The 24,620-nt window shown below is 35.5% G+C and carries 27 protein-coding genes, 1 pseudogene and 1 riboswitch; of the genes and pseudogenes, 13 read left to right on the top strand and 15 right to left on the bottom strand.

The window, feature by feature from the left end; all coding sequences use genetic code 11:
- The 4 genes from BM211_RS23465 to BM211_RS23460 form a co-directional block, all read left to right on the top strand.
- Positions 1 to 317, top strand: a 317-nt coding sequence (locus BM211_RS23465) for an integrase core domain-containing protein (protein ID WP_141771690.1), incomplete at its 5' end; no start/stop codon positions are given.
- 54 nt (positions 318 to 371) lie between these two features.
- Positions 372 to 533 carry a hypothetical protein gene (locus tag BM211_RS26600; protein WP_177206989.1) on the top strand — a complete coding sequence of 54 codons (162 nt, stop codon included), beginning with the start codon at positions 372 to 374 and terminating at the stop codon, positions 531 to 533.
- Between the two features lie 17 nt (positions 534 to 550).
- Positions 551 to 721: a hypothetical protein gene (locus BM211_RS26595; RefSeq protein ID WP_177206988.1), complete on the top strand. Its 171-nt coding sequence runs from the start codon at positions 551 to 553 to the stop codon at positions 719 to 721.
- Positions 722 to 1,123: 402 nt separating this feature from the next.
- Positions 1,124 to 1,372: a PH domain-containing protein gene (locus BM211_RS23460; RefSeq protein ID WP_371261905.1), complete on the top strand. Its 249-nt coding sequence runs from the start codon at positions 1,124 to 1,126 to the stop codon at positions 1,370 to 1,372.
- 253 nt (positions 1,373 to 1,625) lie between these two features.
- On the opposite strand, the gene BM211_RS27650 is transcribed toward BM211_RS23460, so the two are convergent.
- Both BM211_RS27650 and BM211_RS23455 read right to left on the bottom strand, forming a co-directional pair.
- Entirely contained in the window at positions 1,626 to 1,994 is a 369-nt protein-coding gene (locus BM211_RS27650; protein WP_371261904.1) for a PPC domain-containing protein, read from the bottom strand.
- Positions 1,992 to 4,766: pseudogene (locus BM211_RS23455) on the bottom strand (collagenase); the annotation flags it as partial. The pseudogene BM211_RS23455 and the gene BM211_RS27650, both read right to left, overlap by 3 nt.
- Positions 4,767 to 4,993: 227 nt before the next feature.
- On the opposite strand from BM211_RS23455, the gene BM211_RS23450 reads away from it, so the two are divergent.
- Together BM211_RS23450 and BM211_RS23445 are read left to right on the top strand one after the other, a co-directional pair.
- The gene (locus BM211_RS23450; protein WP_090999860.1) at positions 4,994 to 5,410 is read left to right on the top strand and encodes a hypothetical protein; all 417 of its coding nucleotides are present in this window, start codon (positions 4,994 to 4,996) and stop codon (positions 5,408 to 5,410) included.
- A 434-nt stretch (positions 5,411 to 5,844) separates the two neighbouring features.
- On the top strand, positions 5,845 to 6,378 hold the full coding sequence (locus BM211_RS23445) for a GNAT family N-acetyltransferase (RefSeq protein WP_090999858.1): 534 nt from the start codon (positions 5,845 to 5,847) through the stop codon (positions 6,376 to 6,378).
- 138 nt (positions 6,379 to 6,516) lie between these two features.
- Here the strand turns inward: BM211_RS23445 and BM211_RS23440 are convergent, their stop codons facing one another.
- The 6 genes from BM211_RS23440 to BM211_RS23415 form a co-directional block, all read right to left on the bottom strand.
- The gene (locus BM211_RS23440) at positions 6,517 to 7,146 is read right to left on the bottom strand and encodes an NUDIX hydrolase (protein WP_090999856.1); all 630 of its coding nucleotides are present in this window, start codon (positions 7,144 to 7,146) and stop codon (positions 6,517 to 6,519) included.
- A 224-nt stretch (positions 7,147 to 7,370) separates the two neighbouring features.
- A complete protein-coding gene (locus BM211_RS27365) occupies positions 7,371 to 7,652 on the bottom strand; it encodes a hypothetical protein (protein WP_090999864.1) in 282 nt (93 codons plus the stop codon).
- Between the two features lie 10 nt (positions 7,653 to 7,662).
- Positions 7,663 to 8,052 carry an SHOCT-like domain-containing protein gene (locus BM211_RS23430; RefSeq protein ID WP_090999854.1) on the bottom strand — a complete coding sequence of 130 codons (390 nt, stop codon included), beginning with the start codon at positions 8,050 to 8,052 and terminating at the stop codon, positions 7,663 to 7,665.
- A 13-nt stretch (positions 8,053 to 8,065) separates the two neighbouring features.
- Positions 8,066 to 8,431, bottom strand: coding sequence for a DUF2089 domain-containing protein (locus BM211_RS23425; protein ID WP_090999852.1), 366 nt, complete (start codon positions 8,429 to 8,431; stop codon positions 8,066 to 8,068).
- 392 nt (positions 8,432 to 8,823) lie between these two features.
- Entirely contained in the window at positions 8,824 to 9,405 is a 582-nt protein-coding gene (locus BM211_RS23420) for a molybdenum cofactor guanylyltransferase (protein ID WP_090999851.1), read from the bottom strand.
- Positions 9,402 to 9,911, bottom strand: a complete 510-nt coding sequence (locus BM211_RS23415; RefSeq protein ID WP_090999849.1) for a MogA/MoaB family molybdenum cofactor biosynthesis protein — start codon at positions 9,909 to 9,911, stop codon at positions 9,402 to 9,404. The genes BM211_RS23420 and BM211_RS23415 overlap by 4 nt, the downstream gene beginning before the upstream one ends.
- 162 nt (positions 9,912 to 10,073) lie before the next feature.
- On the opposite strand from BM211_RS23415, the gene BM211_RS23410 reads away from it, so the two are divergent.
- Positions 10,074 to 10,256, top strand: a complete 183-nt coding sequence (locus BM211_RS23410; protein ID WP_090999848.1) for a hypothetical protein — start codon at positions 10,074 to 10,076, stop codon at positions 10,254 to 10,256.
- Positions 10,257 to 10,258: 2 nt separating this feature from the next.
- Positions 10,259 to 10,444, top strand: a complete 186-nt coding sequence (locus BM211_RS23405) for a hypothetical protein (protein ID WP_090999846.1) — start codon at positions 10,259 to 10,261, stop codon at positions 10,442 to 10,444.
- Between the two features lie 150 nt (positions 10,445 to 10,594).
- Here BM211_RS23405 and metK read toward each other — a convergent pair whose 3' ends face one another.
- A complete protein-coding gene (gene metK, locus BM211_RS23400) occupies positions 10,595 to 11,794 on the bottom strand; it encodes a methionine adenosyltransferase (RefSeq protein WP_090999845.1) in 1,200 nt (399 codons plus the stop codon).
- 165 nt (positions 11,795 to 11,959) lie between these two features.
- Positions 11,960 to 12,082: riboswitch (SAM riboswitch) on the bottom strand.
- Between the two features lie 219 nt (positions 12,083 to 12,301).
- On the opposite strand from metK, the gene pckA reads away from it, so the two are divergent.
- On the top strand, positions 12,302 to 13,888 hold the full coding sequence (pckA, locus tag BM211_RS23395) for a phosphoenolpyruvate carboxykinase (ATP) (RefSeq protein WP_035436396.1): 1,587 nt from the start codon (positions 12,302 to 12,304) through the stop codon (positions 13,886 to 13,888).
- 151 nt (positions 13,889 to 14,039) lie between these two features.
- Here pckA and BM211_RS23390 read toward each other — a convergent pair whose 3' ends face one another.
- Positions 14,040 to 14,411 (bottom strand): ATP synthase subunit I, encoded by a 372-nt coding sequence (locus tag BM211_RS23390; RefSeq protein WP_035436166.1) that lies wholly within the window; start codon positions 14,409 to 14,411, stop codon positions 14,040 to 14,042.
- A gap of 353 nt (positions 14,412 to 14,764) precedes the next feature.
- Between BM211_RS23390 and BM211_RS23385 the strand changes: the two genes are divergently transcribed.
- A complete protein-coding gene (locus BM211_RS23385) occupies positions 14,765 to 14,986 on the top strand; it encodes a hypothetical protein (RefSeq protein WP_035436169.1) in 222 nt (73 codons plus the stop codon).
- A 23-nt stretch (positions 14,987 to 15,009) separates the two neighbouring features.
- Here BM211_RS23385 and BM211_RS23380 read toward each other — a convergent pair whose 3' ends face one another.
- The gene (locus tag BM211_RS23380) at positions 15,010 to 15,906 is read right to left on the bottom strand and encodes a DMT family transporter (protein ID WP_035436172.1); all 897 of its coding nucleotides are present in this window, start codon (positions 15,904 to 15,906) and stop codon (positions 15,010 to 15,012) included.
- Positions 15,907 to 16,085: 179 nt separating this feature from the next.
- Here BM211_RS23380 and BM211_RS23375 point away from each other — a divergent pair, with 179 nt between their 5' ends.
- Positions 16,086 to 16,283 carry a hypothetical protein gene (locus tag BM211_RS23375; RefSeq protein WP_090999843.1) on the top strand — a complete coding sequence of 66 codons (198 nt, stop codon included), beginning with the start codon at positions 16,086 to 16,088 and terminating at the stop codon, positions 16,281 to 16,283.
- Positions 16,284 to 16,344: 61 nt separating this feature from the next.
- On the opposite strand, the gene BM211_RS23370 is transcribed toward BM211_RS23375, so the two are convergent.
- Positions 16,345 to 16,668 carry an iron-sulfur cluster biosynthesis family protein gene (locus tag BM211_RS23370; RefSeq protein WP_090999842.1) on the bottom strand — a complete coding sequence of 108 codons (324 nt, stop codon included), beginning with the start codon at positions 16,666 to 16,668 and terminating at the stop codon, positions 16,345 to 16,347.
- A gap of 134 nt (positions 16,669 to 16,802) precedes the next feature.
- On the opposite strand from BM211_RS23370, the gene BM211_RS23365 reads away from it, so the two are divergent.
- Complete coding sequence (locus BM211_RS23365) at positions 16,803 to 17,705, top strand: Nif3-like dinuclear metal center hexameric protein (RefSeq protein WP_090999840.1); 903 nt, start codon at positions 16,803 to 16,805, stop codon at positions 17,703 to 17,705.
- A 144-nt stretch (positions 17,706 to 17,849) separates the two neighbouring features.
- On the opposite strand, the gene BM211_RS23360 is transcribed toward BM211_RS23365, so the two are convergent.
- Positions 17,850 to 19,490, bottom strand: coding sequence for a family 14 glycosylhydrolase (locus BM211_RS23360; RefSeq protein WP_090999838.1), 1,641 nt, complete (start codon positions 19,488 to 19,490; stop codon positions 17,850 to 17,852).
- A gap of 448 nt (positions 19,491 to 19,938) precedes the next feature.
- Positions 19,939 to 22,845 (bottom strand): collagenase ColA, encoded by a 2,907-nt coding sequence (colA, locus tag BM211_RS23355; protein WP_090999836.1) that lies wholly within the window; start codon positions 22,843 to 22,845, stop codon positions 19,939 to 19,941.
- Positions 22,846 to 23,505: 660 nt separating this feature from the next.
- Here colA and BM211_RS23345 point away from each other — a divergent pair.
- Positions 23,506 to 23,763: a hypothetical protein gene (locus BM211_RS23345; RefSeq protein WP_090999832.1), complete on the top strand. Its 258-nt coding sequence runs from the start codon at positions 23,506 to 23,508 to the stop codon at positions 23,761 to 23,763.
- A 131-nt stretch (positions 23,764 to 23,894) separates the two neighbouring features.
- On the opposite strand, the gene BM211_RS23340 is transcribed toward BM211_RS23345, so the two are convergent.
- Complete coding sequence (locus BM211_RS23340; protein ID WP_090999830.1) at positions 23,895 to 24,377, bottom strand: DM13 domain-containing protein; 483 nt, start codon at positions 24,375 to 24,377, stop codon at positions 23,895 to 23,897.
- Positions 24,378 to 24,620 lie beyond the last annotated feature (243 nt).

Raw genomic sequence — 24,620 nt, 5'->3', positions numbered from 1 at the left:
CACCAGAAGGTCTCATTCTACATACTGACTTAGGAACACAATATACAAGTCAGGAATTTCAAACCTTACTCGCGAGTTATAAAATCAAACCTTCTTTCAGTAAAAAAGGGTGTCCTTATGATAACGCCTGTATCGAGTCATTTCATGCCATTTTAAAGAAAGAAGAAGTATATCGTACAAAATATGTCACATTTGAACAAGCAAACTTAGCACTATTTCAATACATCGAGGGATGGTATAACCGCAAGAGGATTCATAGTAGCATTGGTTATAAAACTCCCCAAGCAATAGAAGATCTAGCTAAAAAAGTGGCTTAGATTTAACTTTTTTGTGTCCGAAATATTGACTCAAATCCAAAAAGGTGAAGGCATATGAATACAGTCATGTGGTGCTTAGGTCTAACAGGGGTATGCATTATGGCATACTACAAAGGAAGAAAAGAAATGACAATGAAAGACTTCGGTATCGCCTGTACTGGTTGTCTTTTAGTGGTCATATTACTGTGTTATCTAGGGTTTACAAACCAAATATAGTAAAAGGAGACAAGAAAGTGTTATTAATTATTATTTCAACTATCATATTTGTACTTTATATTAAAAAGCAGAAAGCAGAAAAGGGAGACGATTTCAGTTGGAAACCGATTATCCTTCAAATGGGAATAGGGGTATTAATATTCGGATTTTTCTATTTCGGATTCATTGCGATCAATGACATGCAATAAGGTAATAAGACTGATATGTTACAGTTAATCATAATCTTAGTAGTAGGTGGATTCTTTCTAATCGTAGATAGACCTCTATTAAATATATTAAGTCTATTCATTATAATTATAATAAAGTCGATATATGACAGTAAACGTAAATAAGTGAAAGGGAGATTACAACGGACAAGCATACGTTAAGACAAACATTACAAAACTATGGTCGTGCTTTAGTGGATAACATGTTGCCTTTAACATTTATTATTGGTGAAGACATGGAGTTTGGTAGAGAAGACTTAAAATTTGCAGATTCTTTCTTTGAAATATCAAATCCAAGACCATTCAAGAAACAAATACTATTTACTTAAGTTGTATGATTTTGTTAAGCATAATCAATTTTCTATTTGTTTATAGGTCTACACAATCACCGATAAATCACTCATTATTAAATACTATTTTACAAACACTGAAATCCCGTTTAAAGATATTCAACATATGAAATACTACGGAAAATCACTACATTCAAAAAAATGGACGAGACAGCGATTAGAAATTATGTATGGAGTATTTGATATAGTAACTGTTTGTGTACCGCAAGAAGATGCGGCTTTTATTCATTTATTAAAAGAAAAATGTCCTAATATCAAAATTATAAGTAAACCCGCTAATTAATAGTTCTAGCGGGTTTATTTATTACAAAATGGTCATCTTTCTACTTTTCTCATTTACAAATAGCAAAAAAGAAGAAAGCAAATATAATCTGCTTTCTTCTTTTTCTATAAATTTTACTTCTCTATATTTTGGTTTTTGGTGATTAAAAATTATTTATTTCTGAATAAAACACCATTGTTAAAAATTCAATTGACGGATTTGCTTTTCAACAGTTTGTAGAGACACTTCTTTCTAAGAGGAAATATCTCTATTTCTATCTTTCTTGTACTTTAACAGCATATGTCCCCATTACAGGAGTAGGTGTATACACATATAAATAATACTTCCCTGGTTTTGCAGTAAACTTTCCTTTCAGTATACTTTCATTAGAATTTCCACCTGCAACGTATCTTTTCATATCTGATTCATGAAAAAGCACCCATGTCATGTTGATTTTAGATTCGTTTATGACAGAAATATTTATTTCTTTTGGTGATGACACGTTAAACGTATAACCATCTTTATAATCTTCATCCTTAAATGCACCTTTAAGAAGCGTATTAAACGGAATTACATTTGCTTGTTCTGGATTATTATTTGGTTCTTGTTCCGTTGCTCCTATTCGATCTACTTGAACTGTCATTGTTTCTTTACTTTCTTTTCCTTTATCATCTTTCATTGTTAAGGTTGCTGTATACGTTCCTTCTTTTTCATATGCATGAGTAGGATTTGCTTCTGTGCTTGTTTTCCCGTCTCCAAAGTCCCAATGGTAAGAAACGATTTTTTGATCTTCCGCTTTTGAACTATCGCTCTTAAACTCAATTGCTTTATTTTCTTCCCCGTAATATATTTCTCTTGTTCGATCTATATTAACTGTCATTGTTTCTTTACTTTCTTTTCCTTTATCATCTTTCATTGTTACGGTTGCCGTATACGTTCCTTCTTTTTCATATGCATGAGTAGGATTTGCTTCTGTGCTTGTGTTACCATCTCCAAAGTCCCAAAGGTAAGAAATGATTTTTCGATCTTCAACTTTTGAACTATCGCTCTTAAACTGAATTGCGTTATTTTCTTCTCCGGAATATGGCTTATCTCTCTTTACAATTATTCCTTGATTTGCGCCTTCATCTGTTGCAATGCCGTGAAAGACAATATCATATTGGAACTGATTTTCATTGTTTACACGATAATTTACAAAGTACGCTGTTACTGTGTTATAACCGCTCCATCCTTTTTGTGACAGCTTCTCCAATGCTTCGTTCACTTGTTTACTCATCGTTTTCCAGTCTTCAGATTCACCTTTCGTTGTACCGCCTGTATACGTACCTTCAACTGTAAATGTATTAAAGAATTGAGACTTATGCTTTGTAATTTTTGCATCTTGTACATTCGCAACATCTGCAATTTCCTGCTTCACTTCAGCTAGTGCTTTTGGTGCATGACTTACTAAATAATCATCTGATGCTTGCGGCACATTAAATTTTTCTTGATTATCAACTAATTGCTGCATATATGTTTGATAGTCTTTATTCAATTGTTCATCTTTGCTTAACGCCTCTCGGTATGCATCATAACCTTTGACATCATTTGCACGAATTAAATCTTGTATTTTATCGAATGTCTCAAATTTGTGATTATACATATAAGACTGTAATGCAAAGGAATAGTTATAAAAATCCCACGTTCCGTATTTTGCATGTAATGTTCTCTCTGCTGTATAGCGTTCTGCTAGTTCGGTTGATAAACCTCTTATAACACTCTTACGCGGCACTACATTATTCGTACGCGTCGATCCTGCAAAGAATTCCGCATTTCCTTCTGCATACCATGTCAAACGTTCATTTTGCTGTATATCTCCTTTCCCAAATAATCCAGGCACTTCATATCTTCCTTGCATATAGTGTGTAAATTCATGGCGGAACAATTCTTCTAAACTAAAAATACTTTGCTGCGGCGTACGTTCATATGTAAAGAACGTTCCGTCTTGTTCAATATAAATACCACCATTATTTGTTTCATAGCCGTATAATTGATTGTTAAATTTATATTCATCTGGTGTGTTATAAATCACGATTGTTAATACATCATCGGCATTCCCTGGTTCTAATGCTTTATCATTTCCGATTACACGGTGATATTGTGCTTTTACTTCTTTCGCAGCCCAGTACATTCTTTGGATTTTTTCCTCTGTCACTTTATCTCCCGTTTTAAAGACAATTGCTCCGTCATCAAACGTATACGTTTTTGGTAAATATTTATTCTTACCCTCTTTTTTAAGTTGATCTAAGTTTACTGTTTTTCCGTTCGCATCTACTCCGCCGTAATTTGTAGCAATCTGTTCTGCCGCACCAAAATATTGTTCTCCTAAATATGGATACATTTGCATTGCTTGCGTAGCAACGTCTAACCCTTTCTTCGGATTGCTGTGAAATTTCCCTAAACGTCCTGCATAGTAAATACCATTATTAATTAGCCAACCATTTTTATCCGTTACCTTACCTATAAGCGCCATTTTATTTACTTCGTTTATAAAACTATCAATCTTTCCATACCACATTGTCTCATTTGGCTCTTTACCCGAAAAGTGCCAATAAGTCTGTATATCCCTATCAATGGCTTTCATCAAAGTATATACAACCTCTCCTTTCTTACGGTCATTTTCATATGTAGAAAGGTTATTATTATACTGTTTTAAAATTTTTGCTGCATACCGCACCGTTTCAACGTCACTAGAAGTATTCCCCATTAAATCCGCGTATGCAGTTACAGCCAAATCTTGCTCAGCTGTACCGAGTTTAAAGTTCGGATTCTTTGCAATTGCTTTTAATGCCGGCAAACACTTATCTTGAAAGCTTCTCTCTTTTAAATAACTTACACTTAATTCCTCATTATAAAATCCGACATAAAAAGCGGAACGAAGCACTTCAGTAAATGTATCAATTCCTTTTGTATCAGTTTTTGTAAACTCACTTCCTTTTTTCTCTATTGCATTCATGATTACTTGCATACGCTCTTTATTTCCATAGAAAGCTTTTGTTTCTTCGTTAAACTGAAATAAACCTTTAATTTGCCCGCTGCGAATAGTTTCTAGTGTATGAATTAACTCCTCATCGCTCATTTTATTCAGCTCATCCAAAGTATAGCTTTCCTGCGAATGATTCACTTTCTCATCCTTCATATTGGAAGCTGGCTTCTGTGAAAAATCTCCAACTTTTAAACGGTCTTCATACGATAATGTTTCATCAACTTTTGAGGAATGAGCAATTGCATCTTTCGGCTTTTCTATTCCCGCTGGTTTCATTTGCAGTACATTGTAAGGTACTTTTTCTTCCGCTGATACTTCAGCTTGCAATGCACCTAACGACAATGCCATTGTACTAACTCCAAGCATAATTTTATTCATTTTCTTTTTCATAATTTTCCTCCATATCTAAATATCATTAAAATAAAATAACACATTATCCAAGTGAAGTAATTTAAATATGCAAGATTTCATATTATTTTTTAATAGTTTTTGAACGCTTTAGGAATTATTTAGAGAGAAAATAAAGACATTTTTAGGCTATAAATAAGCTTCATATAAGGAGCACACAACATACTAATATTGTAAATGTGAACAAAAAAAGATGAGGTGATGTTTTCATGAATAATCAACCAATGTATTTTCCGTATGCAAATTATAATCAAGCACAGTATTACCCTATGCAAACTCCAGGTTATCAATCATTCGAGGACATAAGAGAAATCGATGACGACGTATATCGTCCCGATGACGCTGAAGATGCTCCAACATCGGCACCGCCAGCACAACAACCAGCAGCCCCTTCAGCATTTTCTTCTCCTATACAAATGGGACAAATACGATCAGCGATGTGTCATTGTTTAGGAAGATGGGGATTTATCGGTTTAAAAGGACAAGGGCCTTTTGGAAGAGATTTTTGGTTTTACCCTACTGAAGTAAGAACAAACGGAGTATCTGGATATACATGGATAGCAGGACGACGACGCAAAGTAAGCTATCGATATTCACAAATCAGAAACTTTATGTGTGTTTCATAACGTAAATAACAAACACATAACATTCAATAATTACGATATGCATAATTGCATAAAATTCAAATATTTTACAGTGTTATAATAAACTAGAGAGTGAATTTTACCTCATATTTAGCAAGATACCCTAGTATTCTATAACAAAGAGGCGAAGAATCTTTATGATTCTTCGCCTCTTTGTTAATTTGGGATCGTATTTAAAATTAAGCTATAAAAATTCAAGTGTTAATATTATGATGAACGTAACTATATATACAAAGTAAAACCCCCTTTCTTTTTAGGAGGGCGAGAGCATCTGGCCGCGCATAGTAGCGGTCAGGACCTATTCCTACCACATGCGAGGTTTAAAACAAAGGGAGACAGCAAGTTGCCGGCATGTTGTGTTTTGTATAGCAGTGACTTGTATGCTGGAAAATTAAAATGGAAAGAAGTTGAGACATATGAAAAAAATGTGTTTGAGAAATGGAAAAGAAGTGATAATCAGAGAAGCTACACAAGAAGATGCTCAGTCTATGATCAATTTTTATAATATAGTCGGCGGGGAGACTGATTTTCTTTCGTTCGGAAAGAATGAGTTCAGTAAACCTCTACATGATTATGAAAACTTTATAGAATCTACTAAAGCAGCTACTAATTCAATTATATTGTTAGCAACATTGGATGATGAGATCATCAGTATCGCCTCTATTACCTCTAGTTCAAAAGAGCGAACGAAACATGTAGGAACGCTCGGAATCGTGATTGCAGAAAAGCACTGCGGATTTGGTTTAGGAAAAATATTGATGGAAGAACTTATTGAATGGGCAAGAGAAAATGGCACAACTAAGAAGATACACCTTGTAACGAGAGAAGACAATGATCGAGCAATAGAACTTTATAAAAAGGTCGGCTTTAAAGAAGAAGGATTACTAGAACAAGATACGTATATAAATGGTAAGTATTATAGTACGCTTATTATGGGATTGATGTTTTAGATTTTATAATGATATATGTAGTACCACTTATGTGATTAAGCGGTTTATTCTTCAAATTAACTACTGATTATACACCTCTGTTTTACATAATAGCACTTGTTTAAAAAAGAAAAAGCACTTGATATGAGTGCTTTTTCTTCAGTGTAAATCTATACTCTCCCTTACTAGCGTAATAATGCTCTCATAATACGAAAGCTCATGCGGCACAAAATGACTTTTATCTACCGTTTTATGAATGGAAACTTTTTCTCCCGCTTCATTCATTTCGAATCCTTCTACTGTAACTTCATTTCTTTCTCCTAACCAAAGTTCAGCAAAACGATTAAACTCAATTTTAACCATACCCGACACTTCTTCTACTTGCAGTGTATAATCATCCATTGTGCCTTTCATTTCATATAAAAAGACGTGAGCCAATTCTTTATCAATAAAATCTTCTATTGTAACGCAATAATGAATAATGCCAAGTGGTATGAGTTCATCAAACGAAACATTAATCCCCACTTCTTCTTGCACTTCGCGTATTCCATCATACACGCTTTCGTGAGCTAATATATGTCCCGCAGCTGTAATGTCTAACAAATTTGGATAATCCTTTTTTGTATAACTACGCATTTGAAGATGAATATAATTCACTCCATTTTCTCTACTTATAAACCAGCAATGAAATGTTTCATGCCAATGCCCGATTGTATGTACTTCTTCACGCGTTGCAACTCCGACTGGATTTCTATGTTCATCAAATATTTTTAGTAATTCACTTTCCATTATGTTTGCTCCTTCATTATTCTTCTATTAAAGACTTTATACAACAATATTAAAAGCGTTCTTTACTTATTTTACCAGAAGAATAATAATTTTCAGTAATTTTTTACAAAAAAAGAAAAAAAGCATTATGTTATCAAGTCCAAAATTATAAAAATCCATAAAAAATAAAGGAAAGCACATATTATACATGCTCTCCTTTTATTCCATTAAGACGCCGTCAAAAACTATAGTCTAACCTTAACCTCAGTACCGTCCTTAGCTTTGACATCTACTAGCACGGTCCCCTTATGATTTTTCAGTTCCTTGACGATAGGCTTTAGCATTTTTTTGTCTATTAGTAGGAAGGTAAAGTCCTGTTTTTTTCTTTCGAAGTGTTCTTTTGTCCATTTGTTTACATTTTGCTGAAAAAGTTTCGAAGACAAAATTGAAATAACAATGTTTAAAATAGCATATGGGATTGGGATGGTAAAACGAACGTCTTTTGCTTTCACTTTTACATGTATCATAAGCAAATCACTATTCAATGATGATCGAAACGGTATCCCCGTTTGCCGATTTAATATCAACAATTGGGCCATCTAATTCGTTTTCGATTGCTTCAATAATAAGGTTTATGTCTATATCTTTCACGTAATTTTCCGATTGAGGAATACTCGCTGCGATGCTGTGTCCAGCCGTTAATACTACCTTGACAAGTTTTATAGGCAAATTGACCGTGACGTTATCATTTTCAGCTGATACAACACGAATTTTCAATGTTTTATCTAAATATTTATTCGGTTTTTCCAAAAGCTTATTACCTGTTTCTTCTTTCTCTTTTAATACTTGAATCAGTTCTGATCCCTTATCTGCATCGATCTTTCCTTCTTGAACCATTGTTAACACTCTTGTAATTTCCTCTTTCATGATAAATTCCTCCCTATTCTTCTTTTAAGAGCTTAATGGCTTCTTCTGGTGTGATTTCGCCATTTTCCAACATGGTAACAACTTTTTTCTCGTCTACTTCACTTTTCTTCTTCTGCACATATCCAAGGGATGAAATGATGTCTGTTAGCTTGCCTCGAACCGTTGGATACGAAATCCCCAGTTCCTTTTCAACTTCTTTGATATTCCCTCTGCATGTTAAAAATACTTCCACAAAATGAAGCTGATCCTTTGATAAGGATGCCAGCTTAGATAATTCAAACTCATTTTCAATCGTAGTGTGACAATGAGAGCACTGTAACTTTGTAATTTTCAACGTTTTACTGCAGACAGGACAATTTGTGATTACTTTATAAGCCATAATGAAATTCCTTTCTTTGAATTAATTCAATTATATAACAAATAATTAAAAATACAAATAATAAATTCAATTTTTTTATTAAAGAAAATTAATAATGTTAATTCATCATTTAATATTATTAATTTCCCCTTTACGTTATTTATTCAATTATTATATTTACCATAATGGTTGAAATTGTAGACATTCCTCATATTGAAAATACTTAGTTACATAATGAGCACGATTACTTAGACTTTGAGATGCTAATTAATAATCCATGGTTCCAACTGATGATGATTCAGCAGTCGTTAGCATTAATGTATTATTTAATGATTTAAAAAATGTAAGAAAAAAGAGGATCTACGTCCTCATATTGGACATAGTATCCTCTTCTAATAATAGTATGTTTGATTTCAGCTCTTTTTCCTCTGTAATTCGTTATACTCTTCTTTTGTATTCACATTTACAAATATATCTGTTTCTTCCACCGCTACATACTGAACGTTACACTGCGATAATAAGCCTTGCATACTTCTTTTTTCTTCCTTTAATAACTGTTCTATTTTCTCTTTTACTTTATAATGATATAGCGCTAAAAGCGGTTGTTTCCGTCCTTCAACGAGTGGAACAATCGCTTCATATGGTTCATCCGCTCGTTCTATTAATTCCAGTGCCCACTCTTTCGAAACATTTGGTGTGTCGCACGGTGCAACGATGTACCAATCTGCGCTTGTATATTCCATGCCTGTTACGAAACCAGCAAGCGGGCCGTTTCCTTTATATAATTCGAGATCTTCTACAACGGGCACATTTAATATATGTGAAAGATCGTTTGTAATGTCTGGATGGCTAATGACAACAATGTCTGTCGCAACTTCTTTCAATGCGTCTATACTATGCTCAACGAATGTTTTTCCTTGCCAAATTGCTAATGCTTTCGGCTCTCCAAAACGGCTTGACCTTCCGCCGGCTAATACAATTCCTGCTATTTTCATTGGCGATTGAGCTCAAATGTAATATGACCAAGCTCTGGTAAAATTAATTTATTCATCGCTAGGCGCACCGCACCTGTCGATCCTGGCATCGAAAAGACAACTTTTCGTCCAATGGTCCCGCCAATCGCTCTGCTTAACATCGCTGCGCTGCCGATATCTTCTAAATAACTAATCATCCGAAATAGTTCCCCAAATCCTACAATTTCTTTATCAAGCAATGCTTCTACTGCTTCAATTGTAACATCACGTTTCGTAATTCCAGTGCCGCCATTTGTTAAGACAACATCCACATCTTCTTGCTGGCAACCTGTTAATACAGCTTGCTGAATACTTTCCTTATCATCTTTCACAATTTCATACGCTGTTACTTGATGATTTGCTTCTATTAATAACTCTTTTAATAACTGTCCGCTTTTATCCGTTTCTTCTGTTCGGGTATCTGAAATTGTGATGATTTTACAACGAACTTGTGCTGGTGCTTGTTTTTTATGGTCTGTGACGCTCATTATTTTTTCCTCCCCATTGATAAACCTATCTAAATCTTATCATATATAATATGGCAGCAAAAAAATGTGAGACCTGTCACAATTCTTCATCACAAAAAAACACTCTTTTTACGAAATTTACCTTATAATAAAAATATAAGTTTTCAAAGGGAGGAATTACATATGGATACAATGAGAAAATTAACGACGGTATTTATTTTACTTTTCGTCGCTTCTATTAGCGCTGGCATGGCACTAAAAGACGCTGTACCATATGCTGCAATTTGGGGCTGGGGATTAGGTACGCTCTTTTTACTATGTTCAGCCTTTTGTGCAGGAAGAATTCATTATCGTAAAGGAGAATAATTATGTTTGGTAAAAAATCAACTCCGTGCACATCATGTGGAAAAGAAATTGCGGTACATGAACGTTCTTGGATTTATATGCAGTATCCACCAAGCGGGATCACAAATATTCAAAAATATATTGAGCTTGGCGGTGAAGTGTATTGCACTTCTTGTGTTGGGAAATTAGAGATACAGGAAAGTAACTAAGAGGCTATAAAGGGGAGTACATGAAAAAAAGAAAGATTACTTTTCTTATTATAGTTGTAATCATTTGCTTTTTGGGCGGTACTTCACTTTATGTATTTCCATAAATAAAAAAAGCTTTGCGCACACGCGCAAAGCTTTTTTCTTCCTATATTATAGACCAGCTTGCTCTTTTAAAGCTTCAGCTTTGTCTGTACGTTCCCATGAAAGATCTACATCAGTACGTCCGAAGTGGCCGTAAGCTGCTGTTTGTTTGTAAATTGGGCGACGTAAGTCTAACATTTTGATGATGCCAGCTGGGCGAAGATCGAAGTTGCCTCGGATTAGTTCTACTAATACTTCTTCAGATACTTTTCCAGTGCCAAATGTATCAACAGAGATAGATACTGGTTGTGCTACGCCGATTGCGTATGCAAGTTGTACTTCTGCTTTTTCAGCAAGTCCTGCTGCTACAATGTTTTTCGCAACGTAACGAGCTGCGTATGCTGCAGAGCGGTCAACTTTTGTTGCATCCTTACCAGAGAATGCACCGCCGCCGTGACGAGCATATCCGCCGTAAGTATCAACGATTATTTTACGACCTGTTAAACCAGCATCCCCTTGTGGTCCACCGATAACGAAGCGGCCTGTTGGGTTAATGAAGAATTTTGTTTCTTCATCGATTAATTCAGCTGGTACAACTGGTTTAATTACAAATTCTTTTAAGTTGCGATCGATTTGTTCCCAAGCAATCTCTGGATGATGTTGCGTAGAAATTACGATTGTGTCGACGCGAACTGGTTTACCATTTTCATCATACTCAACTGTTACTTGTGTTTTACCGTCTGGACGTAAGTATGGTAATGTATCATCTTTACGAACTTCCGTTAAACGACGAGCTAATTTGTGAGCAAGTGAGATTGGAAGTGGCATTAATTCTTTTGTTTCATTACATGCGAAACCAAACATTAAACCTTGGTCGCCTGCACCGATTGCTTCAATCTCTTCGTCAGTCATTTGACCTTCGCGTGCTTCTAACGCTTGGTCAACACCCATTGCGATGTCAGCAGATTGCTCATCGATAGATGTTAAAACTGCACAAGTTTCTGCATCAAATCCGTATTTTGCACGAGTGTAACCGATTCCTTGAATTGTTTCACGAACGATTTTTGGAATATCCACATAAGTAGAAGTTGTAATCTCCCCCGCTACCAATACTAAACCAGTTGTTACTGTTGTTTCACAAGCTACACGTGCGTTTGCATCTTTTGATAAGATTGCATCTAAAATAGAATCAGAAATTTGGTCACAAATTTTATCTGGATGTCCTTCAGTTACAGACTCAGATGTGAACAGATGACGTTTTTTTGTCATGTGGTAAACCTCCCTACAGTAATGATATATATTGTACGGAACTCATCCTTAATTTGCCACAAACTGCGACATTCATGTATTTTCCCATACAAGTGCAAAAGAAAAACCTTTCCCTATTAGAGGAAAGGTTGTATTTGCTACTTGCATACTGCTTTTTGCCCTTCGCTCTTATCGTTCGAGACTATTCGCCTCGCACAGGTTTAAGCACCTATTCACTTGTTTGACTTTCATACAAGTGAGGTTGCCGGGCTTCATAGGGCCTGTCCCTCCGCCAGCTCGGAATAAGAGAGTATCCGTCCTCAACTATACTAAAGAAATGAATTTCATTTGTCAATCCAAATACACATATTCCTATAAGTTTTTCAGGGCAGAAATTTATGGAAAAAATAATATAATAACACAAACAAAAAACAAATAAATAGTATACATTATTTATATGATTGTGTTATACTTTTAGTGGGGATTACGATGAATATTCATAAATCAAATAAAGGATGGTATATAAATATGAGTACTGCGAATGTCCAAATTGGATTACATGAACTATTGAACGGAAGCAATGCACAGGTTCAATTGAGCGTTCCGCAATTAACGGAAAAGGTATTAATGAGAAAAGAAGGTCAATTATCTTCTACTGGCGCAGTTTCTGTTTCAACAGGAAAATATACAGGACGTTCTCCGAAAGATAAATTTATTGTAGACGAAGCATCTGTTACGGACAAAATTGCTTGGGGATCTGTGAACCAACCAATTTCTGAAGAACATTTCAATAAATTATATACAAAAGTGCTGGAATACTTAAAAGATAAAGAAGAACTATTCGTGTTCAAAGGATTTGCAGGAGCAGACCGCAACTACCGTCTTCCTCTTCAAGTTATTAATGAATATGCTTGGCATAACTTATTTGCGCATCAACTATTCATTCGTCCAACTGAAGAAGAATTACAAGACCATGATGCACAGTTCACAATTGTATCTGCACCAAACTTTAAAGCAGATCCAGCAGTTGACGGCACAAATTCAGAAACATTTATTATCGTTTCATTTGAAAAGCGTATCGTGTTAATCGGGGGTACAGAATACGCTGGTGAAATGAAAAAATCAATCTTCTCTATTATGAACTACTTACTTCCAGAGCAAGACATTTTCTCTATGCACTGCTCTGCAAACGTAGGCGAAGAAGGCGATGTTGCTTTATTCTTCGGTTTATCTGGAACAGGCAAAACAACATTATCTGCTGATCCGAACCGGAAATTAATTGGTGATGATGAGCACGGTTGGTCTGATAACGGTGTGTTTAATATTGAAGGCGGTTGCTATGCAAAATGTGTGAACTTATCTCGTGAGAAAGAACCACAAATCTTTGACGCAATCAAATTTGGTTCTGTTTTAGAAAACGTTGTGCTTGATGAGCATACACGCATTGCCGATTACGATGATACTGCATTAACAGAAAATACACGTGCAGCTTATCCAATTGATGCAATTGATAACATTGTATTACCTAGCGTTGCAGGTCATCCAAATACAATCATTTTCTTAACTGCTGATGCATTCGGCGTATTGCCTCCAATTAGTAAATTAACGAAAGAGCAAGCTATGTATCATTTCTTAAGCGGTTACACTAGTAAACTAGCAGGAACTGAGCGCGGTATTACTTCACCGCAAGCAACATTCTCAACATGCTTCGGTTCTCCATTCTTACCGCTTGATGCATCTCGCTATGCAGAAATGCTTGGTGAAAAAATCGAGAAGCATGATGCAAATGTGTTCTTAGTGAATACTGGCTGGACTGGCGGCGAATACGGCGTTGGAAAACGTATGAACTTAGGTCATACACGCGCAATGGTGCAAGCTGCATTAAACGGCGAGCTTGACAACACTGAAACAGCAAAACATGATATCTTCGGTCTTGAAGTACCACTTCATGTTCCTGGTGTACCTGATGAAGTATTAATGCCAGAACAAACATGGACTGATAAAGAAGCTTACAAAGTTAAAGCAACTGAACTTGCTAATAAGTTCAAAGAAAACTTCAAGAAATTTGATACTGTTTCTGAAACAGTTGTAAACCTTGGCGGTCCAATCGCCTAACCTAACTTTACTGTGAAATATCCTAAATCATGTGAATAAGTATGTTGTGATTGCAAGAAAACAAGTACTCACCGACAAAGCCCACGTTTTCTTGTAATCGCGCATACTTACATATAAAAGAGGCTTACGAATAATCTCGCAAGCCTCTTTCCTATTTCTTAGCATCTTTCATACTGTAATATGCTAAATTAATTACAATTAATATATATCCGCCCATAATCCCAACAGCAAATGCCCACATCACCATATGATGCTCAATTTCGTACATAATAATGGCACCAAGTATCGCTGCTGCAAATCTGTTTATCATCCCAAGAGTTGGTGATTTCGTTTTTTTCACTATACTCTCTCCGATTTTTTCAATGCGGCGTCCTAAAATCCAAACACAATACGTGCTCACGAGAAAACCAAGACCGATTCCTAAAAAGTGCGGAGAAAAAGGAGTAAATGCCCAGCCGAGCATCATCAGTGCTAAAATGTAATATGTTTGTACTTTAAATGTTTGTAACGACATGTTAATCATGTTGTGGCTCCTTTGCTGCAAAATTTCTATATCAAATATCATCCAAATTAAAAACATAAAAACCACTTTTTAGGTGAGTAAAGGTATGTAATCGATTCCCTACTACGTGCAATACAAAAGCAGGTCATCTCGACTTATATGCTGAAAAAGCAAAATGAATTTACATAGTTTTAACTATTTTGATAGTGTTTATATTGTTAAAATACATTTTAGAAATAACATTATACAAAACTTCTATCGTAAATAACGAGTCGAATTGTGTCGTTTTTCCAAACATTTTTTATAAAATTAGATATCATTCTAACAAAATATGGATATTATATAGTAAGTACACAATAAAGGAGGGACTTCCATTGCTCTTCTTTCTCATCGCTCTTATTCATTTCGTTATCCCGGCTCTCGTCGGCTTAACATTATATTGGTATACACCTAAGCATAGTGTTTTCTATGCTGTCCTCAGCGTTCTTCTCACCGGTATGATTCTCGTTACTTATTTCCACTTTCCTTCCCTCAACTGGATTCCATTTATTATAGCTATCTTGTATCTTGTTTTTTTACCGAGAATCAAAAAATAAGAAAGCAGATCTAATCTGCTTTCTTATTTTGAAATATTTTCTTTTACAGGTAACCGTTTCTCTGACTTTACAAACCACAAACCAAGAAAAATAATCAATCCGCCAATCAATTGTTGCAAAGATAACTGCTCTCTCGCCCATATTGCTGCAAATAAAACCGCTACAAACGGTGTAATGTACATATACACCATCGTATGAGATGCTCCAATTTTTTGAATCCCAACGTACCACATCACAAGCCCAAATACAGTAACAAGAAAAATCGAATAGAACAGTGAAAGCCATGTACTACCGTGCTCAATCGTAAAAGGCAACTGAACAATTTGCCAACCGCTCAAAAATACAAGCGGCACCGCACCAATTGCTGACGCCCATGCTGTTACACGCAAAGCGGAATATCTTTTCATAAGCGGCGTTGCTAAAACAGGGTACAAGCCCCAACAAATCGAAGTAATAATCCCAATTGCATTCCCGTAAAAAGATTGTACAAGAGAATGCCCAGCAAGTAATACAAGCGCAGCTCCGATACACGCAATGGCTGATCCAACAAGTTTACGTGATGAAAACTGCTCTTCTTTCAAAAATACAGCAAACATCGTTGTAAAAATAGGAGAAATCGAGATTAATAACGATGCATTTGTTGCAGACGTATATTGAATCGTTTCCATGAACAGTGTTTGATACAACGTAATCCCAACCATGCTAACAAAAATAAGCCTTACGATATCTTTCCATGCAATATAAAGCGATTTTTCTATATAAAACGTTAGCAACAATAACAGCGGCGCCGCAGTAACCATGCGAATGGCTGTAAATTGGATCGCTGTTAATTCGACAAGACCGTATTTTCCAATTGTATAATTGATTCCCCATATAATTACAACACATAAAAGTAATAGTTCAATTCCCCATTTTTTCATCTTTTTCCCCCGTTATATCCGATGCTTTACTTCATTAAGTTTCGAGACATATGCTGCAACTCCTTCTTACGTATGTGTAAAAGAGAGATATACATATCAATATAGAAAAAGTAATGTAACAATTGGAATAACAACCTGCTAAATATGCATAAGGTTTTTGTATATAAAGGAGGGATTACATGAGTCCAGAAAAACAACTATCTGAGCAACAACACAGAAAACGAAGAATCATGCTTATTGTACTTTTTCTCTTTTTAGCTCTCGGCGTTCTTGGAGTTCTATCTATCTACCTCTTCCAAAGCGGTGATTCCTCACCAGAAATAATTATTCAAGAAAAAACAATTCTAGAGTCAGTAGATGAGCACTCTCATCCCTAAATCTTAACGCAAAAAAGAAGAAAGCAAAGATGATCTGCTTTCTTCTTTTTCATTCCATCTATTACACCCGAACATGCAATTTCATATTCGGATTATAATATTGACTTGGGCTTTTTAATTGAAAGCTTCCTCCAGATTCAGAGAAATCAACAGTCAAGTTATCATCCATAAAAACAAGCTTCGTTCGATCGGCAATAAACTGAAACTTGTTTGATGAAATGTCTACGTCGCGCTCATCTTTTTCCAGTGCAGCGACTAAGTCAATAATCCCACTCATCACACAGCCGCATCCTTCTGTATCGTAAAATAATTTTATATATTTTGTTTCACTTGGAATCATCTCTTTTATTTTCGCATATGCTGCGTCCGTAACGGTCACATTCATTGTTTTTCCTCCTACCTATATCACGATTATCCTATTGTAGCATTCTTTTTTATGAATTGGTTTAATCACTATATACAGAAAATTCATTCAAATATATAATTAAATTTATATATTTTTCCAAAGGAGGTTTTATCATGCCAAAACTTCAAGATATAGAGCATCAGTTAGATACTTTATTTGCAGTGCATAAATACGGAATTGACCCTGGGTTTAGCCGTTTCCTCCCAGCTGCTTATGACCCAATTTCGTTTCCTTGGCAGGAGTTCTTTGAAGATGATTTCGTGACATACTTTAACGGACTCATGATAAAAGGAGCAGATGTTGTTCACAACGTCTTTTTAGCTGTTTTTCCAACAGATGAAGTGCTTGATAGATTTATTAATGAAGGAACAGCTGGGGATTTATTATTTATGCACCATCCACTTGTTATGGAATGCGGCGATCCCCAAGGCTTACCAGGGCGCGGGTTCATTCCAATTCCAAATCATTATTTGCAAGCAATAAAAGACAAGGGATTATCCGTGTACACATGTCACGCGCCAATGGACCGTCATCAAACGTATGGTACAAGTATCGCCATCGCCAAGGCACTACATGCATCAGTAATGGAAAGCTTCGCTGGAGGAGATGGGGTGATTTGCGAAATTGCTCCAACACATACAAATGAACTCATTGAAAAAGCAAAACAGATTTTTGACATCCCGTATGTAGACTTCGAAGGACAAACACGTTCTCATATTTCGAAAATCGCAATCATCGCTGGCTGCGGTGATAAAGTAAGCATGATGCAAGAAGCTGAGGAAAAAGGGGCGCAAGCTTATGTTACCGGAGAAGTGCATTGTTATATTGATAACGACTATGGCAAAAAGAAATATGCCATCATGAAAGAGTACATATCGCAAACAAATATGTCGCTCATTGGTGTGTCCCACTCTGCATCGGAGTATTTAGTAAAAAAGACACTCATGTATGATTGGTTTTCACAAAACTTCAATGTAAATGTTGTATTACTGCCGCAGGAGAAATGGTGGTGTTGACATAAAGAAAAGCAGAGCCGACTGCTTAGGAAGAGCTAGACAAAGATGTCAAAAAAATAAGCCTCCTATCATTTTTCATAATATGATAGGAGGCAGCTTGTATCATTAGCCTTTATATTAAAAAACTTCTTTTAAACAATGAAACTACCACCAATCTGTATACACAGTAGAAGTTGCTGGAATTGGCGTCCAATTTTGCTGATTTGACTGCCACACTTTAATCGTTCCATCTTGACGCTTAATAAACGCTTTAAACTCCGCATTGCGTTCCGCCGGTAAATAAATCGTTCCTCTCCAATCCCCGTAAGTAGGGTTGTACGATAATTTAATAGGATATAGCGTTGTATCCCATTGTCCTAACTCAGCACGATCTCCAACAATGTACACTGTATCACCAGTAGTTGTTGGTGCATTTTTTACCACGATTGTTTGTAAAGTAGGCATAACTCCTAAAGTATCTTTAAATTGCGCCATCAATGAATTATTGTACATAACATCTTGATAACGAAGGAGTGTGAATCCCGCAAAATTATAGTTAAAAGCCATTTCTGCTGTTTTCTTATATTCAGCACTGCTTCCTATACTTAACGCATTTTCGCCATTTAATACAATTCCTTTTTCATTCGCAAGCTTAGCTACTTGCTGGACAAGTGTTTTTGGCATTGAATATTCTGGATACGTTCCCTTATCTGACATTTCTAAACAAGTAAATGTTAAATCTAAATTTGCACTCTTAAAGGCGTCTAGCAAACTACTATAATCATTATATCCTGCTGGTTTTTCAGCACTGTGTGGAAGATTCGGATTGCTATATTGCCAATGAACGCCGGCAACTTTTGCACCAATTGGTACGTGGAACTTATTATCAAATGCAGAATGAGCTAATTCTCCTATTAATTTTGTATGCTCTTCTAACACACCTTCATACCACTTTAAGAAATCTTCACCGTACTTTGTTTGATAGCCGCTTGCCAAAAATTGATATCCATCAGATGGCGGAAGCACTTGTGACATAGAATTCAAGTTTGTTCCCCATGCTCCGTTTATCCCTGCTAAAGATCCGTATTTTTGTAATGTCCAAGAACGAAATTGCGCTTTTGCAAATTCCGTATAAGCTTGAAACTTCCCTCTATTCGGATAACCTGAACCATCAGCTGACGTATAAGATGGATAACGTGTTTCTCCAGCCGGCCCGCCCGATAAATAAATCTTCGCAATGACATCTTTATACGGAGCCATCGCCTCGGCAAAAGCATTATATAGCTCTCCATACTGCTTTCGAATGACATCTGAAGCTAGCGGATTTAATGTTTCTTTCGTAATCGTTCCTGTTTCCGATTTAAAATACAAACTATCATCTGATTTTTGATTCCATATCCAAGCAGGAATCGGTACATTACAATCATCCCCAACATTACCGCCGCATTGATGCGTTGAAATAATTGGAATCATTTTCATACCAGCATTTCTTACAGATTGGGCAAAACGCTGCGCATAGGAAAAATCAAATTGTTGATCTCCATTCTTCTCCATGTCCCCCCACCAAAAATCAACAGTAATAGCTGAGAAACCATTTTGCTTTGCCCAGCGTAAATCATTTTCAAACGTCTCCCATGTCATAATATCTGGCACTTTCTTTAACGGTGCCATAATATATGCTTTGTAATTTCCGTTCATTGCTTGTCCGTTTACAGCTGCATAACTCTGACTTGAAAATATTGCAGAAACAAACAATATAAGAACGGATAACATGACAATACTATAGCCTTTTACATATTTTTTCATACACTCTCTCCTTTTTCCTAAAAATTAAGACTCATAATAATAAAAAACAAAGGATTTCATTCTATGCTTGCAAGCTAATACTTATATGTATACGCTTACATATTATCATTTATTGCAACCGTTTGCACTATTCTTTTTCATTTTACACGCTTTTTCTCCATCTTCCCCTGTAAGGGTTTTTTCATCTACAAATTAAAAAACAACATAAAAACCCTTTCTATTAGGAAAGATGAGAGCATCTAGCCGTGCATAGAAGCGTTTAAATCCTTTTCCTGCCACATGCGGGTTTTAAAACAAAAAAATAAACTGAACCTGCAAAAATCAATACATGTAGTAAAGTAACATTTTCATTTTGGTTAGCATAGACAGTGTATCTAAAAAAGAACAGGAGGAGCTTATAGTGACAAGCTCCCCCTAAAAAAAATAAATTATATGTCTCGAAATGGATTTATTTTACCAATAATGAATATGTTCCTTTTGCATTTTCCTTATCGAAAAATGCAACTATATAATACTTCCCAGGTTTCGCTTCAAATTTCCCTTTTATATTATTTCCATCCGCTTGGCCCGTAATGACAGGATTTCCTAGATCTGATTCGTGATATACATCCCAGTTTATCCCGATTCCCTGTTCATCTATAAAGGAAATATCCACTTCTTTTGGAGATGTGACATTGAATGTGTACATATACGCCAGATTAGGCTTATCCATATTTCCTTTTGAAAGCTTATTAAAGCTAAGTACCTTTGCATTTTGATAGTTATGACCTGCTGGCTCATCTTTTTTTACGGTAACCGTTGTTTGTCCTCGGCCCACTTTTCCTTTATTATCTTTCACTGTTAGCTTTGCAGTATATGTTCCCTCTTTTCCATATACATGAGTAGGATTTGCTTCTGTACTTGTTGTACCATCCCCAAAGTCCCAGAGATAAGAAACAATTTTTCCACCTGTGCTTTCTGTACCATTGCTATGAAACTCAACTTTTTCATTTACTATCTCATTGTATGGTCCATTCATGTTTACTTTAATAGCCTGTTTTTCTTCTTCTCCCGTTGCAACTCCATGGAATACAACATCGTATTCAAATTGATTGTTCGCATTTACACGATAATTGACAAAATACGCTGTAACTGTTTTGTAGCCGCTCCATTCTTTTTGCGCTAACTTTTCTAAAGATTGATTGATTTGCTTGCTCATCGCTTTCCAATCCTCAGATTCTCCTTTTGTTACACCGCCTGTATATGTTCCTTCTAATGTAAACGTATTAAAGAATTGAGAATTATGCTTTGTAATCGTTGCATCTTTTACCTTTGCTACACCTGTAATGTCTTTTTTCACATCAGCTAGTGGTTTTGGTGCATGTTCAGCTAAATAATCATCTGATACTTGTGGGACATTATATGTACCCTGATTATCAATTAACTGCTTCATATAGTCTTGGTATTCTTTATTTAAATTTGGATCCTTACTTAAAGCTTCACGATATGCATCATAACCCTTCACATCATTTGCGCGAATTAAATCTTGAATCTTATCGAAAGTTTCAAATTGATGAGTATATAAGTAAGACTGCAGTGCAAAAGAATAATTATAAAAGTCCCATTTTTCGTTTCCTTCTCCTTGTCCATATTTCGAAAATAATGTTCGTTCTGCTGTATAGCGTTTCGCAGGATCAGATGATAATCCACTAATTATACTTTTGCGCGGAACAACGTTATTCGTACGAGTAGATCCCGCAAAAAATTCTGCATTCCCTTCATCAAACCAAGTCATACGTTCATTTTGATATAATTCTCCTTGTCCCCATGATCCTGGAACTTCGTATCTTGCCTGTAAATAGTGTGTAAATTCATGACGGAACAACTCTTCCAAACTATAACGACTTTGCTGCGGTGTACGCTCAAATGTAAAGAACGTTCCGACGCCTTCAATGTAAATTCCACCATTATTCGTATCATATCCATATAGTTGGCTATTTCGTTTATATTCATCTGGATTATTATAAATGACGATTGTCAGTACATCATCAGCTTTCCCTGCTTCTAACGCTCCATCTTTTCCAATTACACGATGATACTGCGCCTTTACTTCTTTAGCAGCCCAATATAGTCTCTTCACCTTTTCTTCCGTTACTTGATCTCCTGTTTTAAATACAATAGCACCGTCATCGAATGTATACGTTTTTGGTAAATACTGCTTCTGACCTTCTTCACGGATTTTCTTTAAATCTACTGTATTTCCGTAATAATCTTTTCCACCATAATTTGTTGAAATTTGCTCTACCGCATTAAAATAAGCTTCACTAAAACGCGGGTACATCTGCATTGCTTGTGTAAGTACTTCTAAAGGTTTATTTGGATTACTATGGAATTTCCCTAAACGACCAGTATAATAAACACCATTATTAATTAACCATTTATTTTCTGCTGTTATATCATTTAGAAGAGCCATTCGACTCATTTCATTTATGTAACTATCAATTTTCCCATACCATATTGTTTCATCCGCTTTTTTACGTGTATCCTGCAAGTAAGACTGTATATCATTGTCAACCGCTTGTATAAGCTGATACACGACGGCTCCTTTATTCTGTTCACTTATATATGTAGAAATATTATCGTTATATTGTTTTAATATATTCGCTGCATATTGAACGGTTTCAGCATCACAAGAAGCGTTGCTAATTAATTTACCGTATGCAAGTACCACTGCATCCTGTTTATCTGTACCAAGTTTAAAATTCGGATTTTTTGCAATTGCTTTTAATGCAGACAAACATTTATCATGGAAACTTCGTTCATTTAAATAGTTTAACTCTTTATTATTAGATCCTAAATAAATGCCGCAATATAAAACCTCAACAAACGTCTCAATTCTTTTTGTATCATCTTTTGTAAATGTGCTTCCACGACGACCTAACTCATCAATAATAACCTGGATTCTCTCTTTATTTAGATAAAACGCTTTTGTTTCTTGATTAAATTGACCTAAACCTGCGATTTGATCCCAACTAACATTTGCCAATGTATCAATTAATTCATCATTATTCATTCTATTCAGCTCTGCCACAGAATACTTTTGCTGAACTTGTTTTGCCGCCGCTTGTTTCACAGCCGGAGCTGGACGTTGTGAAAAATCGTTCACTTTTAAACGTTCTTCATAAGACAATGTTTCATCTGCTTTTGTAGAATGAGCAAGTTCATCTTTTGAAGTTTGTATCCCAGGTGGTTTCTTTTGTAACACATTATAAGGTGTTTTTTCTTCCGCTGATACTTGTGTTTGAATACTTCCAAATGATAAGGCCACAGTACTAATACCTAGCACCATTTGAGTAAATTTTAATTTCTTATTCATGCTATTTCCTCCGTTTATATGTTCCTTCTCAAAATAACATACTATTAAAATTAAGTAATGTAATATGCAACATTTCATATTATTCCTATTTCATAAACAAAGAATAAAGTATGGAAGTTTACTCATATAGGGGTTACTTTTTAACAAAAATATACGCTAAGCAAATTTCAGCATAAAATGAGCCGAATTTCCTACTCTTAGGAGATACTTGGTGTAACTTCAGCCATTTTTGTAAGTTCAATATTCGTCCCATGACCATAAGTGAAGAAAGAGAGATGATAACCTCTTCTCCTTTAGCTTGTTTATCTGTAGACGCATCTCCCATAAAAACATGATAAACCCCACAGAAAACAAGAATATTTTCTGTGGGGTTTATCACTTCAAAGAAACTTTGGGGAAGTTCGGTTTGATCAATTTTATAGAATGTTTTGCATATAGATTAAGGATAAACTTATCTTACTTTAAATGTCTTTCAAATTACTTTCATAAATATTACAAAAGTCTTTCATAAATGTCACAAAAGTCTTTCTTTGATTTTAAAAACGCTCGGCCGAGATAAATAACAGAATCATTTTACTCTCTACCTCACGCTAACAATAATATTTGTAATTTTTCTGTACTTGAATCTCTTTATTTCGTGAGTGTTTTCAACGGTATACGATGAACGATAAAGGTGAAAAGGTAACAGGTGTTTCCGAAATCGATGGCCAACTATATCTCTTCTCTAAAGGTGACGACCTTCGCGTATACGGAGAAAAGATACGAAATACATATTACAGGTTCAATGGTAAGGGTTATATTGCTGACATATATGGTAGACTTGACCGAAACGGATGGCACTCCTTTAAGAGCGGTGATATTTGGTTCGAAGGTAAATTTAACAATGAGGGAGTTATTACCGAGTCTTACCGGAAATAGAGAGTTTATGCCTATTATATAATCCATTTCTCTAAAGCATAACAAAAAATATTAAGTCGTATGTACACTCTACAAAACAGAAAAACAGGTGATAGATTCTATTTCTATCACCTGTTTTTATATACTCTTTCTTATTTTCCAAAATACGCTGCACCAAAATTTTCATTAAATCTCTTACACCATACAGAAACAGCGCCGTACTCACTTACATCGATTCCCTCAGGAATCTCATAGTTTTGATCGCCTTTGTTCCCCTTTAATTTTCCTAATTCAACATACTTATAATTTTTAACATCTTCATTATTTTTCAATTGATTTGTAGGAACCAATACAACTCGAACGTCTGGGCCGTTAGAAGTTGTAAAATTAGTAAGGCGTAAAATACGTTTTCCATCAGCTAATTGGTAGATTGTTGCTGTTCCTTTTGTTTCATGAACACCGCTTTGAAACTGTCCTTCGCTTATTGCCTTTGTTTCTTTTGACTTCATTTCTGTTTGCGACAATGTTTCATTTACTTTCTTATCAATGAATAATTTCTCTGGGCGGAATAACGACCATAAGATCCCCCCAACAATTACAAATGTTCCAATAAGGAATATATATTTTCTGTTCATAAAGTAATCTCCCTCCTCTAACACTTATATGTTAGCAAGGAAACCTCTCATTTTTATAACATAACTATTACAAAAGTCTTTCACTTTTTATCCCGCATTAACGGGCAGTAATACTCCCACCTCAAAATTCAGTAAAAGCAAAGAAGTTAGGCGGGAGATAAACTGCCCGTAAAAGCCCGATTGGTTCAACTAATAATCAGTGGGGGATGAAGAAAACCCCCACTGATTAAAGTTTCACTTTAT

The organism is Bacillus sp. 491mf, from assembly GCF_900112415.1.
Lineage (GTDB): Bacteria > Bacillota > Bacilli > Bacillales > Bacillaceae_G > Bacillus_A.
The sequence above is the reverse complement of the archived record's forward strand: the minus strand, read 5'-3'. Positions and strand labels throughout refer to the sequence as shown.

Excerpts from the sequence above, each read along its gene's own strand:
- BM211_RS23440 (WP_090999856.1), bottom strand. The coding sequence starts at position 7,146 with ATGGAAAGTGAATTACTAAAAATATTTGATGAACATAGAAATCCAGTC.
- BM211_RS27650 (WP_371261904.1), bottom strand. The coding sequence starts at position 1,994 with ATGACAGTTCAAGTAGATCGAATAGGAGCAACGGAACAAGAACCAAAT.
- BM211_RS23390 (WP_035436166.1), bottom strand. The coding sequence starts at position 14,411 with ATGATTAACATGTCGTTACAAACATTTAAAGTACAAACATATTACATT.
- BM211_RS23370 (WP_090999842.1), bottom strand. The coding sequence starts at position 16,668 with ATGAATGTGACCGTTACGGACGCAGCATATGCGAAAATAAAAGAGATG.
- BM211_RS23410 (WP_090999848.1), top strand. The coding sequence starts at position 10,074 with ATGGATACAATGAGAAAATTAACGACGGTATTTATTTTACTTTTCGTC.
- BM211_RS23445 (WP_090999858.1), top strand. The coding sequence starts at position 5,845 with ATGAAAAAAATGTGTTTGAGAAATGGAAAAGAAGTGATAATCAGAGAA.
- BM211_RS23375 (WP_090999843.1), top strand. The coding sequence starts at position 16,086 with ATGAGTCCAGAAAAACAACTATCTGAGCAACAACACAGAAAACGAAGA.
- BM211_RS23450 (WP_090999860.1), top strand. The coding sequence starts at position 4,994 with ATGAATAATCAACCAATGTATTTTCCGTATGCAAATTATAATCAAGCA.
- BM211_RS26600 (WP_177206989.1), top strand. The coding sequence starts at position 372 with ATGAATACAGTCATGTGGTGCTTAGGTCTAACAGGGGTATGCATTATG.
- BM211_RS23345 (WP_090999832.1), top strand. The coding sequence starts at position 23,506 with ATGAACGATAAAGGTGAAAAGGTAACAGGTGTTTCCGAAATCGATGGC.
- BM211_RS23365 (WP_090999840.1), top strand. The coding sequence starts at position 16,803 with ATGCCAAAACTTCAAGATATAGAGCATCAGTTAGATACTTTATTTGCA.
- BM211_RS23360 (WP_090999838.1), bottom strand. The coding sequence starts at position 19,490 with ATGAAAAAATATGTAAAAGGCTATAGTATTGTCATGTTATCCGTTCTT.
- BM211_RS27365 (WP_090999864.1), bottom strand. The coding sequence starts at position 7,652 with ATGATACATGTAAAAGTGAAAGCAAAAGACGTTCGTTTTACCATCCCA.
- BM211_RS23420 (WP_090999851.1), bottom strand. The coding sequence starts at position 9,405 with ATGAAAATAGCAGGAATTGTATTAGCCGGCGGAAGGTCAAGCCGTTTT.
- BM211_RS23425 (WP_090999852.1), bottom strand. The coding sequence starts at position 8,431 with ATGGCTTATAAAGTAATCACAAATTGTCCTGTCTGCAGTAAAACGTTG.
- metK (WP_090999845.1), bottom strand. The coding sequence starts at position 11,794 with ATGACAAAAAAACGTCATCTGTTCACATCTGAGTCTGTAACTGAAGGA.
- colA (WP_090999836.1), bottom strand. The coding sequence starts at position 22,845 with ATGAATAAGAAATTAAAATTTACTCAAATGGTGCTAGGTATTAGTACT.
- BM211_RS23405 (WP_090999846.1), top strand. The coding sequence starts at position 10,259 with ATGTTTGGTAAAAAATCAACTCCGTGCACATCATGTGGAAAAGAAATT.
- pckA (WP_035436396.1), top strand. The coding sequence starts at position 12,302 with ATGAGTACTGCGAATGTCCAAATTGGATTACATGAACTATTGAACGGA.
- BM211_RS23415 (WP_090999849.1), bottom strand. The coding sequence starts at position 9,911 with ATGAGCGTCACAGACCATAAAAAACAAGCACCAGCACAAGTTCGTTGT.
- BM211_RS23430 (WP_090999854.1), bottom strand. The coding sequence starts at position 8,052 with ATGAAAGAGGAAATTACAAGAGTGTTAACAATGGTTCAAGAAGGAAAG.
- BM211_RS23340 (WP_090999830.1), bottom strand. The coding sequence starts at position 24,377 with ATGAACAGAAAATATATATTCCTTATTGGAACATTTGTAATTGTTGGG.
- BM211_RS23380 (WP_035436172.1), bottom strand. The coding sequence starts at position 15,906 with ATGAAAAAATGGGGAATTGAACTATTACTTTTATGTGTTGTAATTATA.